This window comes from Desulfobotulus sapovorans DSM 2055 (assembly GCF_059569355.1).
Genome location: NZ_JCANVJ010000010.1, coordinates 1 through 13396, shown reverse-complemented (window position 1 = coordinate 13396; position 13396 = coordinate 1). Strand labels below are relative to the sequence as shown.

The window sequence follows — 13396 nt, the reverse complement described above, 5'->3', positions numbered from 1 at the left end:
ATATGGAAGAGAAAAAATCCAAAGGCGATACACCGGAGATTCCCTTTGACCTGGTGCAGGATGATCCCATGTCCCGTCTTTTCACACGGGCCTGGGATTTTTGTTATCTTCATGCCAGGGAGGTGATTTTTACAGGGCTGGCTCTGGTTCTTGCCGTGTCAGGAGGCGTTTCGTATATCAACTGGAAAGCGGCGGGAGAGCGGGAGGCTTTTGCCCGGCTTGGTCTTGCCCAGCAGGCTTCGGAAGCGGGGACACAGGATGCCCTTTCCGTATTTCTTGGGGAGGTTCGGGATCTTGCCGCATCACAACCGGGAACCCTGGGAGGGCGCATGGCCCGTCTGTATGAGGCCCGGCTTCTTCTTAAGGAGGGCGATTTGTCTTCGGCTCTTGCGGCCTATGATACGGCCCTTGCCACACTGGGAAGTGACAACTCCTGGGGGGACATTATCGTCTGGGAAAGGGCTTATGTGCATATGGCTCTGGGGAACAGGGAAGCCGCTCTGACGGACTTCAGGAAGGCTTCAAGCCATAAGGGATTTCTGGAAGAATCTGCTCTGTTTCATATTGCTCGCCTGGAATTTGAGTTGGGAAGGCAGGATGCGGCACGGGTGGCCCTTGATCGTCTTCTGGAGCAGTACCCCGATTCTCCCTACAAAGATACGGGCCTTCTATAGGCGGGTTTTTACTTGCAGATTCTGCGGGCAATAAGAAAGCGAACCGGGGTCAGTCGGTTCGCTTTTCCTTGGGAGAAAACACGCTGTTTGTTAGTATTTTGTTAAAGCAATAAAGATGCCAGACCTTTCCGGGTTTGGATTTATTGCTTTTTTATGTTTTTAAAACAAGCATTTATTCTTTTTTTGATGCGGGGATTCAGGCAGAAAACAAGGAAGTATGGAGGATTTGTCTGGAGATGGGTTCATAAAAATGAACCCGTTTGGATTTCCTAAGCGGGATGTTTTTGTGTAAGGATTTAATTTAATGGCTTTTTATAAAGTTTATTTTTATGAACTTTTGGGCGCTGCCCTTCATGGAAACCGCTCTCTTTTGGATCCGGCTTATCGGCGTCCAATGGCAATGCCATATTTTCTGATTTTCTGATGCAGGCCACTTTTGGTGATACCCAGTCGGGCTGCGGCATGGGCCTGTACATCATCGCAGACCTTCAGTGCCCGTTCGATGAGGATTCTTTCCGCATGGGCCAGGGCTTCTCCCAGAGAAGTATCGGGAAGCTGTATGGAAATGGCCTGACTCTCACCGATATTCCGCAGTTCTCCCGGAAGATCTTCCTTCCCGATCAGGGGGCCAGGTGCCAGAAGTGCGGCCCTTTCCATGACATTTTCCAGTTGGCGTACATTGCCAGGCCAGGTGTATTCCAGAAGGGCTCTGCGGCAGGAGGTACTGATACCGGTCAGATTTTCTCCTTCAGGACGTTGTCCGGCATACTTTTGTAGAAAATGCTGGGCAAGGAGGAGGATGTCATTGTCTCTTTCCCGCAGGGGAGGGATTTTAAGATGGATGACATTCAGTCTGTAATAGAGGTCTTCCCGGAATCTGCCTGCGGGTACTTCTTTCCTGAGGGTTTTGTTGGTGGCGGCCATCAGCCGGAAGTCCACAGGGATACTCCGTGTTCCGCCAACCCGTTCTATGGTTTTTTCCTGGAGGACGCGGAGAAGTTTCACCTGCATGGCAGGGCTGATTTCTCCGACTTCATCCAGAAACAGCGTACCGCCATCTGCCATTTCAAAGCGGCCTTTTCGGGTGGCAATGGCACCGGTAAAAGCCCCCTTTTCATGGCCAAAAAGTTCGGATTCCAGGAGATTTTCCGAGAGGGCTGCACAGTTGACGGCAATAAAGGCCTGGTCTTTCCTCGGACTGTTGAAATGCAGTGCCCTTGCCACAAGCTCCTTGCCTGTTCCCGATTCTCCCTCAATGAGTACCGAGGCTGAGGAGGGGGCCACTTTTCGGATGTTCTCATAAATTTCCTGCATGGCCGTGCTCTTGCCAATAAGACAGGAAAAGGAAAAGCGTTCGGTGATCATGGCCTGTAGCCTGCGGTTTTCGCGTACCACCCTGTAGAGATCCAGGGCTTTGGCCACATGCTGCACCAGGTTTTCATTTTCAAAGGGCTTGAGGATATAGGTGTAGGCACCCTGCTGCATGGCCTCCACAGCCTTTTCCACACTGCCATGGGCGGTCATCATGATGACAGGCAGATCCGGTATTCTGGTTTTGATTGCGGCAAGGAGGGAGATACCATCCATGCCGGGCATCCGCATGTCTGTCAGTACCAGATCCACATCGGATTGTCCCAGAATCTGTAGCGCGTCTTCACCGGAGTGGCAGCAGAGGGTTTCATAGCCCTCGTCCTGAAGTATTGCACTGAGGATTCTGGGATAGTTTTTTTCATCATCCACAATGAGTATGGTTTCCATGGCTACAGATCCAATCTTTCCGGCCTCAGGGATACCGTTGCTGTGGCGGGCAGGATGACTTTGACCCTGAGGCCTCCTTCCTGCCTGTTGGTGATTTCCATTTTTCCACTGTGTGCAGAAAGAATTTTTTCCACAAGCCCCAGTCCCAGGCCCGTTCCTTTATCTTTTGTTGTGAAGAAAGGCTCCCGTATTTTGCTGAGCAGCTCTTCAGGGATACCAGGCCCGTTGTCCTCAAAGAGGATATGAATCTCTTTTGTGGCATTGTGGATACTGATGCGTATTTTTCCGCCATTGGGCATGGCCTGCATGGCGTTCAGTATGAGATTTAAAAACGCCTGGTACAGCATATCCGGATCTGCGGTAAACTCTTTGACTTTCGGGGCACAGTAAATCTGGAGGTCATAGTGCCCCTTTTCCAGTTCCGGAGAAAGGAAAATCTGATTTTTTTTTACAATATCGAGGGCATGGCATAGTCTTGGATTCATGGAGCGCGGGCGGGCATAGGTGAGGAAGTCGGTGATGATGGCATTCATACGTCCTGCTTCCTCGATGATAACGTCGGCAATGGGGTTGTCCGGTTCGAACCGTTTTATCTTTTTTTTCAGCAGTTCGGCAGAACTGCTTATAATTCCAAGGGGATTCCGGATTTCGTGGGAAATGGAAGCCGTCATTTCGCCGATGGCTGACAGATGGCGATTCTGGTTAACCTCTTCCCGTAGTCGTATTTCTTCCTGGTTTTTTTGCGCGATTATGGTCTCACCATGTTTGACAATGGCCCGGAGGATCAGAAAAAGTATGCCCATGACAAGACTGCTTGTCAGCAGTACCAGAATTTGAAGCCGGAAAATTTTTTTATAATCATCGGAAACATTCTGTATGATTTCAACCACGCCGATGATGGGGCCTGAAAGGGATGCCGTTGCACCTTCCATGCGAAGGGGGGCAAAGGTTGTGATGCGGGTCACTTCCGGGAAGCGCAGGAGAAGCTCCCAGGCGTTCCCGATCTGTACAAGGGATGTGGTGGATTCTCCGTCCATGGCCCTTTGATACCCTGTGCCCCCCAGATTTTTTTCACCAATAATTTCGGGATTGAAGCTGTAGGAAATGATGTTATCCAGATCATATATGTTGACCATATCCGGATGAAAGCTGTGCAGGGTGTTGCGGACAACGGCGTCCATTCGCTGAAATTGTTCCGGATCCTTGAGCTGGATCTGGCCGTACTGAAAATAAACTGGGATCAGAAACTGCATGAAGATCTGATGATTGAGATTTTCTACCAGAAGTCTGGCATACTCTTCGCTTTTCTGGACAAGGATATTGCGTACAAGGTGGGTATGCAGGGTGGAGAGGATCAGGGCACCGATGAACATGAGGATGAGGCTGCTCAGCGTAAAATATTTTACCAGGGTGAAAGAATGTCGGGTTGTTGCGGTGTTTGTTGCCCTTTCTTCAGGGCTGGAGATGAGTTTGAAGTTGCCCATGGGAGGTTATTTCCTGTTGTTGTGGCACGGTGTGCCGAGCTGAGAATCTGAGCTTTCTGTAGAGGATTTGCATGTGAATCTCAAGGAAGAAGGTAGTATCTTGTCAAATTTTGTCTTTTTTTAACAAAAAAAGACGTTTTTTAATTATTCTGAAAAGTTCAAAATGAATTCAGGCAGATTGTGGGGCAGGATAATTTGTCCGGACTTATTTTCCTCAAGCGGAAAAAAATGTGCAAACAATACCTGTTTTTATGGATGATTATTTTGCTGGAACTATCGTTTTTTTTATCTTTCCAGACTGGAGCTCGGGAAAGATCGGTTCAATGTCTGTGAAGATAAATTTTACGCCTCATCTCATGTCTGAGGGATGGAGGCTGGAACCGAAGAAGACCTGAGCTGCAAGGGCTGGGGAAGAGTCGTGCTCGAATTGTTTTCGTGGCATGGTAACTGCTAGAATTTTTTTTTTGTATTTATGACAGGATAGGGGGAAATTCTTGTAAAGATATTGACTTGAACCATGTTTTGTCGGAATATTGGCCAACATCGTATGGGTTATTATGGGGTAACGGCTGTTTTTATAGGGATGCCTTGATAAAAAATAGCCCTTTTTCCGGAAAAAGCAGCTTGTATATCCCAGGCTTGTTTTCTTTGCCCCAACGATTTTTTGTAAAAACATGATCCCCTCGAAAAGAGCAGAAGAAAGGCAGCCATGTTTTTTGGTGATAAGCATCATCTTGTAGGGCTGGATATTGGCTCTTCCACGGTGAAGGTTGCAGAGATTGTGACCTCAAAAAAAGGCAGGATGCTTAAGCATTTTGGGGTGTTGCCTCTGAATGTGGGGGCTGTGGAAGACGGTGTTCTCCGGGATCCGGATCATGTGGCCAGTGTTATCCGGAATCTTTTTTCCCAGCATAAGGTTCGAACTGAAAAGGTTGCCCTTTCCATCGGGGGCTATTCCGCCATAGTGAAGAAAATCCACATGCCCGTCATGGATGAAGAAAGTCTTCAGAAAAGTATTCTTGTGGAGGCTGAACAGTATATTCCGTTTGATATTAAAGACATCCGTATGGATTTTCAGGTTATGGGGACTTCGGAAAACAACAGCAACCAGTTGAATATTCTGCTGGTTGCCGCAAAAAAGGATCTGGTAACCCAGTATGTCGATGTGGTGGAGCTTGCGGATCTTTTGCCTGTGGTTGTGGACGTGGATGCCTTTGCCGTACAGAATGTCCATGAGATGATTCATGGTTCTTTGGCAGAGGAGGTGGTGTTGCTGCATGTGGGTGCATCTAAAATGTCTCTCAATATTGTCAAAGGGGGAGATTCTATTTTTATGCGGGATGTTTCTCTGGGTTCCCGGCAGATCAATTCCAAAATCCGTGCACGTACAGGGTGCAGTGAAGAAGAGGCGGAAGCCTTGAAGCTTTCCGGCGGAGGCACACAACTCTCGACCAGTGACTACGAAATTCTTGTTGGTGAGGTGGTGGGACAGTGGTGTACAGAGATTGGCCGTGCCATGGATTTTTTCTATTCAACATACCCTGGCGAGCGGGTGGAGAAAATTGTGCTTTCGGGGGGGGGGGCCCATGTTGCTTCCTTTGTGGAGGCACTGGCTTTGCAGACGGGTTCTGATGTTTCGGTTCTGGATCCTTTTGCGAGTCTTGAGATGGAAGAATCCGGCCTGGATGAAGAGAGTGTCCGCAGGATAGGGCCGCAGGCCGCCGTATGTATCGGACTTGCATTGAGAAGGGTGGAAGATAAATGATACGTATCAATCTTTTGCCCTTCCGGGCTGCACGGAAAAAGGAAAATATCCGGCGTCAGGTATCGGTGTTTCTTCTTTCCCTGATGCTTGTTTTTCTTGTTATGGGTGTTGTCGTTTACCGTATGGATGTTCAGATTCAGGAACAACGGGACACCTTGGCAAAAAAGCAGAAGGAAGCTGCCGATTTAAAAAAGAAGGCCAGTCAGGTTGCTGTAATCCGTAAAGAACTTGAAGTTCTTGAAAAAAAACTCAATGTCCTGGAATCCCTTGAAAAGGGACGGAGACTGCCCGTAGAAATTTTTGAGGCGCTTACGGAGGATGTGATTCCCCAGCGGATGTGGCTCTTATCGTATAAGGGAGATGTCAATAAGGTGAACATGTCGGGTCTTGCACTGGATGATAAGACTGTTGCAGATTTTATGACCAATCTTGAAAAGAACGGATATTTTTCCTCCGTAAGCCTTGAAAGTGTCCGTCAGCAGATACAGGGAAAGGTGGCTTTACGGGCTTTTTCTCTGGTATGTCAGAGGAAAAGGAATGATTCCTGAGAGAGGCATTCAGGGCAGGGTTCTTCTTTTATTATAAGGAAGGGACTCTTTTGGAAGGGTTCCTTACGTAAAGGCAGAAAATATGACAAAAGATCAGAAAAAGAAGGCCAGTGCGCTTTTCAGGGAACAGGTGGCACAGGTTTCCGCCCAGTTGCAGCCTTTGCTGGATCAGATCAATGGACTGACACGATCCCAGCGGATTCTGGCTGTTGTTCTGACCATAGGTCTGCTCTGTGGAGGCTTTTTTTATTTTTTTTATATGCCCAAGATGCAGATTCTTGCAAAGCTTGGAGAGGATATCCGCAAGGCGGATGGAAATATTCAGGCGGCACAGAAAGAGCTGCGTCAGTTGAAACCTTTGCAGGAAAAGAAGGCGGAGAAGGAGCTGGCTTTCAAGGAAGCCATGCGTGCTCTGCCGGAGAGTCGGGAAATCCCCATGTTTCTTGCCAGTATTTCTGCATCGGGAAGGGAGGCAGGGCTGGATTTTCTGCTTTTTAAACCAGAAGCCGAAGCACGCAGGGATTTCTATGCGGAAATTCCCGTATCCGTTGAGATGCAGGGGGGCTTTCATGAGACGGTTACCTTTTTGGATTTTCTTGCCCGCATGCACAGAGTGGTCAATGTGCGCAATGTGGATATGCAGGTACAGCGGGGTAAAGATGGGGCAGGGATGCTGCGGACACGGTGTCAGATTGTGACCTACCGTTTTGTGGAACCGGAAATACAGCCGCCTGCGAAGGGGGGCAGGAAAAAATGATACGTTTCGGAAAAAAAAAGAACCTGACTACGATTTGTATCGGTTTGATTTTTTTAATTTTTTCAGCCTGCAAAGAGGAGGCACCACCGCCTTTGCCCGAAGAAAAGCCGACCGTTGTCCGTCGTATTATTCTTGCATCTGAAGAGGACGACTCTCGGGATGCGGTCCGTCCTTCTTCCGAGAATCTTTCTGCGGTAGCTGAAACGGAAGGGAAGACTTCCGTGGAAGCTCCGGTTGTTTCCGGGGAGAAAATTCCGGATCGGGTTGTAGTATTGCCGGATCCTTCCATGGTGGCAGATCCGGAGGCAAAAAAATCTGAAAAAGCCGATGCTGGAAGTGTGGATAAAAAAGCGGTGGATGAGGTCATGCTCTCAGAGGGAGGAACTCCGGCGCATCCTGCTATGGCGTCCTTGATTATGGAAGAGGAAAGTCTTTCTGGAGAACTTAAGGTCATGCCGCATCCAGATCAGGCGAGAGAAGGTGAAGAAGCCGTTTTGACAGCCGTCATCCCGGATGCGGTTGTCTATATTGCTGAGGGTCGCCTGGATCCTTTTCGAACCCTGATTCAGGAAAAACCTGAGGTGAAGCGGGAAGAAGACAGGCAGGTGGAGCGACGGGTACCCCAGACTCCCCTTGAAAAGGTGGATTTAAGCCAGTTGAAGCTTGTGGGGATTATTCGTTCCCCCATGGGGCCAAGGGCTATGGTGGAAGAATCCAGTGGGCGTGGTTATGTCGTGGTGGTGGGGACTTATATGGGGCTGAATTCGGGTAAGGTTACGGCCATTGAGGGGGAGCGTCTTGTGGTTACGGAAATTGTTGAGACGCTTTCCGGGGAAATCCGTGAAGAGAGACGTGAACTGAGACTCCAGAAGCCGACCGGAGAATAGATTATGTGGGGGGTGAAGAAGGTGAAAAAAAAAATAGTTGTGATGGCAGGTATTCTCGTTTCCGGTTTTTTGCTGGCCTGTACTCCAAAGTCCGGAGGGGATGCGGTCGCTCTGAAGCCTGAGCCTGAAAAACCCCTTACCCGGATAGAGAAAATGGAGTTGCATGTCGTTGAGGGGGAGACCAGTCTTCTGGTGCGGGCAAATGCCCATCTTGCCTATACGGCAATCAAGGAAAATGATCCTCCGGGTTTACGTCTGTATTTCCCCGATACCGTTCTTGATTCCAATGCCTTACCGCAGGAAACCTATGGTGGAGATGTCCTCTCTTTTTTTGCGGAGAATATTTCTGAAGAAGAGGTGCGTCTTGCCCTTATTCTAAAGGCTGAATTTCCCTACGAGGTGAAAAATGAAGGAGATACTGCCCTTCGCATTGTGATTGATTCCGGAAAAGGGAGCCATCAGGATACGGTCTCTCATATGGATAGGCAAAGCGGTATCACGGAGGTACCGCTTACCGTGGATGCGGATGGGGTACAGCCTGTTCCCCAGGCACAGGGGGGGATTCTTCAGCTTCAGGATATAAGGGCAAGGGCGGAGGAAGGCGGTGTTCGCATAAAGATCCTTGCCAGTGCGCCCCTTCAGGATGTACATGCCTTTACCATTTCGGATCCTCCCAGAATTGTTCTGGATATTGCAGGATTGCTTTCACCCTTCAAGGGAGAACAGCGTCTTGAAGTGGGCACCCCCCAGGTACGTACGGTGCGACATTATGCGTATCCCGACAAGGTGCGTGTGGTTCTGGATACCACAAAAGAAGGCATGGCCGCTTATGAAGCCCTGACTGCGGAGGATGGGTATGCAGTTTTTGTTGCCGGTGTGTCTGCACTGAAAGCGGAATCTGTTCTTCCATCAAAGCCTCTGGGAGTGGCTGAGGTGAAAGATATGGGGTTTACGCCCTTGCCAGAGGGACGATCTCAGTTTTTTATCCAGACGACCCAACCTGTAGCGCATGAGATTGTACAGGAGGATACCAAGCGCCTTCGGCTTGTTCTTTCCAATACAGAACTGCCTGCAAGGCATCAGCGCCCACTGATCACCAAAGGTTTTGAAAGTGCTTTGGATCAGGTCGTGCCAGCAGTGGGAACCAAGGGAGACGCTGTTTTTCTTGTGGAGCTTCGAGAGGCTGTCCCTTATGTCCTTAACCATCAGGGCAATCGCCTGGAGCTTCGTTTTGAGGCGAGCGGCATAGGACCCCGTGATATTGAAGGGGCTTTTGTGGGGGGGATTTCAGAAGATCCTTCCGAAAGTGCCTCTGTTTCTCAGGTGATGTTACCGGATCAGATTCTGACTTCTCCAGATCAGACGGCAGAAGATTCTGTGGAAGAAGGGATTGTCCCCGAGGTTCAGGATGCGCCCATGACAGCGTCCGGGGGCAGGGGCAAGGTGTTTTCAGGAACGCCTATTTCCATTGATTTCTATGAAACCGATATTAAAAATGTATTCAGAATTTTACAGCATATCAGCGGACGCAATTTTGCCATTGATAAGGATGTTTCCGGCAAGGTAACCATGAGTCTTGAGCATCCTGTCCCCTGGGATCAGATCATGGATCTTGTGATGCGCATGAATGGTCTTGGTATGATGGAAGAAGGGAATATCGTCCGTATTGCCACTTTGGACACCCTGCGCAGGGAGGAAAGCGTCCGTCAGGCAGTTTTGAATGCAAGGCTTGAGAATGAACGCAGGGAAGTGGATCTTGCGCCCCTGATGACAGAATATATTCTGATCAATTATTCCAATGTGACGGGGGAAATTATGCCCCATATCCAAAATGTTCTGACGGACAGGGGAAAGGCCAGTGCGGATACACGCAACAACCAGCTGATCCTGACGGATACGGCGGAAGCCATAGCAAAGGCCAGAGCCATTATTGCACGTATTGATAAAATTACACCCCAGGTGGTGATTGAAGCCAGAATTGTGGAAGCCAGTGATGATTTCGGACGGGACATGGGAGTGAACTGGCAGGGGAATACGGGCGGATTGAATCAGAGTCCCTATGCAACAGTTCAGAAAGATTCTCTTTCCGGTAAGTATGGTTATAATGTTTCTTTAAACACTCCCACGGGCGCCGGGAACATCGGGCTTCATTTTGCACGCATTGCGGGATCCCAACTGGCTCTGAATGCCCAGTTGAACCTCAGTGAACAGCGCGGGGAAACAAAGATTGTCTCTTCCCCCCGTATTGTTACCCTGGATAATAAAACCGCTACCATCAATCAGGGTTTTGAATATCCCTATACCACCCGTAACAAGGATGGGGATGTGGTCACGGCTTTTAAAAATGTGGATTTGAAGCTGGAAGTAACTCCCCATGTAACTGCGGACAACCGTGTTTCCCTGAAGGTCAGCATTGATAAAAATGACATCCATACCATGACTACGGATGGCCCTGCCCTGAGAACCAAGAAGGTGGAGACAGAGCTTCTGGTTAATGATGGGGATACCATTGTGATCGGTGGTGTCGTGACCTCGGATCTGGCAACATCCAATAACCGGATTCCCTTTTTAAGTAATATTCCCCTTCTGGGATGGCTTTTTCAGAGTTCCACGAAAAAGGAAACCAAGTCGGAACTTTTGATCTTTTTGACACCGAGGATTGTGCAGCTGGAAAATTCAAAGATATAAGTAAACATTATGGTTGAGACTTGCTCTGTCACTTTTTCTGCATCGCAGAACTGGTATAAATGAAGAGGGGATCTTATGGATACGATGGGGAAAGAATGTAAACAGTGGGCTGCATTTTTGCTGACCATTTTTATTTGTTTATTGCTGACTGGGTGTGGAGCGGATGGAAGTAAGTCTGTCACTCAGTCTCCGGTAGTTCCGGAAACCCCGGGCAGTGGGGAGACCCCAGGACAAACAGAGAGCCCAGCGGTTGCATATCTTGCAATTGGGGCCTCAAGTCTTTCTTTGAAGACGGATGGGAACGATAGTACCGAAATATCAGTGACCGCTTTGGATGAAAAAAGAGTACCTCTAGCCAGTATCCCTGTCTCTTTTTCTACAACAGGAGGCCAGATAAGTGCTTCAAGCGTACAGACAGACACGTCTGGGAAGGCCTCGATAACCTTTTCTACGGGTCTTTTTGAAAAGACCAATCAGGTTGTTACGGTTACAGCGGGAACGACCAATGGAAAGCAGGCATCCATCCCTATCAAGATTGGTGGTTCCAAACTGGAAATGAGCCTTTCCAGTACAACCCTTCAGATCGGGGAAGAACAGAGTGTGACGCTTACTGTGAAGGATGGTAGTGACGCGCCCGTATATAAGACGGAAGTTGTTCTTGAGGGAAAAGGAATTCTTTTTTCTTCTGTTTCTGGATGGGATTTTGCCACGCAGCCTGAGGCAACGGAGAGCGGCAGTTTGAAAGGCAGTATTTTTTCGGATATCAATGGTGAAGTCAGATTTACTGTCAAGGGAGGGGCCTCTGCTGTGAAGGGTTTCCTTTATGCCCTGGCCCTGGGGGCAGAGGCAAAACGGGATATTGAGGTTGTGGCGGCCCAGTCATCATTAAGAATAACATCCCCTGCGGGAGAGAATATCACAAAAAATATTCAGGCTAACGGTCTTGTTTCAGAAATTGAGGTGGTAACGCCCTATGGCAATCCTGTTGATTTTTATACCTCACTTGGTACCTGGGAGGCTCTTTCTCCAGCAGGACTTGCCAACAGGACAGTTGCCCCGGATGGAAATGGTGCTGCCAAGCTGTCACTATATTCACAGAATGCGGGTGTGGCGACTATAACTGTTTTCACAAAGGATGGTGAGGCTAAGGAACGCAGCCATTCCGTGCGGATTGCCATGGTTTCATCGGCTGACAGGGCACATACGGTCGAACTTCAGGCCAGTCAGGATCGTATACCCCCCAGTGTCGGGGTCGATCTGAAAAATACGGCCACTCTTTACGCAAAGGTAAAGGATGATAAAGGGGGGGTGGTTGCCGGGGCTCCGGTATGGTTTTCTTTGAAAGATACAACAGGAGGAGGAGAGTATATCGATCCTGCTGTGGTGTATACAAACAGTGCCGGAGAAGCACAGGCTACATTCTTTGCAGGATCTCTTGTCTCCTCCGCCAATGGTGTTGGTTGTGTGGCCTCCGTATTAAAAAATAACGGAACACCGAGTACGGCAGAGCAGAGGGTTGTCATTAGTGGAGAGGCAAGCTCTGTCTCTATTGCCAGAGCTCTGCTGGCCAAGGAACATGAGGATACGGCGTATGACATGCCCATGTCTGTCCTTGTTACGGATGCAAAGGGAAACCCTGTAAAGGGACAGACCGTGTATCTTTCCGTCTGGCCAAAAGAATATTATATTGATGGCTTGGATCCGGATGGCAAAGTGATTTCGATAGGTTCTTATCCGAATGAGGACGTGAATAGAAATGGAATTCTGGATCCTGGTGAGGATGCAGGGGGAAATCCTGCACATGGAAACGGTCAGCTGGATCCAGCAGCATCGACTGCGGGAACAGTGCCTTTTTCTGTTGTAACGGATGAGCATGGCCTTGCCCAGTTTTCTTATATTTATCAGAAAATGTATGCTGTCTGGCTTGGAGTTGAGGTTTCGGCATCTACAAAAGTTTATGGTACAGAAACCATGTCAGCGCTGTCTTTTGTTTTGCCCATTCTTGAAAAAGACGCAAAATATATGCCCCCATCACCTTTTAGAAACTAAGTTTTATTGATGCTTTGGTATAGCCATGTCGGCGTGGTGATGAAACACACAAAAAGCCTGCAGGCTTTTACCTTCTCTACCGTTCTTTTCTGTTTGGTTTCAGGTATCAAACGAGCAAAATTTTTTATGTGATAATACGTGACAAAACAGCCGGAAGGGGGAAGCCCCTTCCGGTTTCTTCGTATAAACCGAAGCCCTACCCCGTCAGGATCGAATATTCAACATTTTTTTTAGGAGTGCTGAGGTAGATGGTGGCATTGGCGGAAGGAGCTCCCGGTACGGCATTCCCACGCTGGAGCATAGGATTGATAGGTGAAACAAAATACGAATCCGTTTGTTTTTTGACTCATACCAGAAGCTCCCAGCAGAACTCCACAATATTTCTTTCCTCTGCGGAAAAGGCCAGGCCCACGAGATAGAGTTTTCTGCCGTCCCCCCGGTATTTTTCAGGGTATCCCCTGTCTTTGATCTGCTGCAGGGCCGTTTCTGCCCCTTTTCCCTTTGTCGTCATTTTGAATTCAAAAATATAGACCTTGTCTTCTGTTCGCAGGCTTAAGTCCATGCTTCCTTTGTTTGTCCTGTCTTCCGGTGTGATATCCAGCCCCATGGAGGCGAAATAACTGTAAAAGACGGAAGCATAGTGGCCTTCACAGGCCTCAATGCCGTTTTTTCTGTACCAGTCGTGGGGGATGGAGGCGAGCAGGGCGTGAAAATGCCTGTGCAGGGTATCCGGATCTCCCTGAAGAATGCTCTCATAGAGGGGGATTCTTGCGGCTTCCCGCGGAT

Annotated in this window: 10 protein-coding genes; 7 read left to right on the top strand and 3 right to left on the bottom strand. The window is 48.7% G+C overall.

What is annotated here, in order from left to right:
• The first annotated feature begins 2 nt into the window (after window positions 1-2).
• Window positions 3-674, top strand: a complete 672-nt coding sequence (locus tag BR04_RS08950) for a tetratricopeptide repeat protein (RefSeq protein WP_496355657.1) — start codon at window positions 3-5, stop codon at window positions 672-674.
• A gap of 381 nt (window positions 675-1055) precedes the next feature.
• Here the strand turns inward: BR04_RS08950 and BR04_RS08945 are convergent, their stop codons facing one another.
• Together BR04_RS08945 and BR04_RS08940 are read right to left on the bottom strand one after the other, a co-directional pair.
• Window positions 1056-2432 carry a sigma-54-dependent transcriptional regulator gene (locus BR04_RS08945; RefSeq protein ID WP_496355656.1) on the bottom strand — a complete coding sequence of 459 codons (1377 nt, stop codon included), beginning with the start codon at window positions 2430-2432 and terminating at the stop codon, window positions 1056-1058.
• 2 nt (window positions 2433-2434) lie between these two features.
• Window positions 2435-3916 carry a sensor histidine kinase gene (locus tag BR04_RS08940; protein WP_496355655.1) on the bottom strand — a complete coding sequence of 494 codons (1482 nt, stop codon included), beginning with the start codon at window positions 3914-3916 and terminating at the stop codon, window positions 2435-2437.
• 709 nt (window positions 3917-4625) lie between these two features.
• On the opposite strand from BR04_RS08940, the gene pilM reads away from it, so the two are divergent.
• The 6 genes from pilM to BR04_RS08910 all read left to right on the top strand — a co-directional run bounded on the left by pilM (window position 4626) and on the right by BR04_RS08910 (window position 12610).
• A complete protein-coding gene (gene pilM, locus BR04_RS08935; RefSeq protein ID WP_496355654.1) occupies window positions 4626-5681 on the top strand; it encodes a type IV pilus biogenesis protein PilM in 1056 nt (351 codons plus the stop codon).
• Window positions 5678-6229 (top strand): PilN domain-containing protein, encoded by a 552-nt coding sequence (locus BR04_RS08930; RefSeq protein ID WP_496355653.1) that lies wholly within the window; start codon window positions 5678-5680, stop codon window positions 6227-6229. Before pilM ends, BR04_RS08930 begins: the two co-directional genes overlap by 4 nt.
• An 82-nt stretch (window positions 6230-6311) precedes the next feature.
• On the top strand, window positions 6312-6986 hold the full coding sequence (locus BR04_RS08925) for a type IV pilus inner membrane component PilO (RefSeq protein WP_496355652.1): 675 nt from the start codon (window positions 6312-6314) through the stop codon (window positions 6984-6986).
• 92 nt (window positions 6987-7078) lie between these two features.
• Window positions 7079-7873, top strand: a complete 795-nt coding sequence (locus BR04_RS08920; RefSeq protein WP_496355651.1) for a pilus assembly protein PilP — start codon at window positions 7079-7081, stop codon at window positions 7871-7873.
• A 21-nt stretch (window positions 7874-7894) separates the two neighbouring features.
• Window positions 7895-10561 carry a type IV pilus secretin PilQ gene (locus tag BR04_RS08915; protein WP_496355650.1) on the top strand — a complete coding sequence of 889 codons (2667 nt, stop codon included), beginning with the start codon at window positions 7895-7897 and terminating at the stop codon, window positions 10559-10561.
• A 75-nt stretch (window positions 10562-10636) separates the two neighbouring features.
• Window positions 10637-12610: an Ig-like domain-containing protein gene (locus BR04_RS08910; protein ID WP_496355649.1), complete on the top strand. Its 1974-nt coding sequence runs from the start codon at window positions 10637-10639 to the stop codon at window positions 12608-12610.
• Between the two features lie 346 nt (window positions 12611-12956).
• Here BR04_RS08910 and BR04_RS08905 read toward each other — a convergent pair.
• Window positions 12957-13396, bottom strand: a 440-nt coding sequence (locus BR04_RS08905; protein WP_496355648.1) for a PD-(D/E)XK nuclease domain-containing protein, incomplete at its 5' end; no start/stop codon positions are given.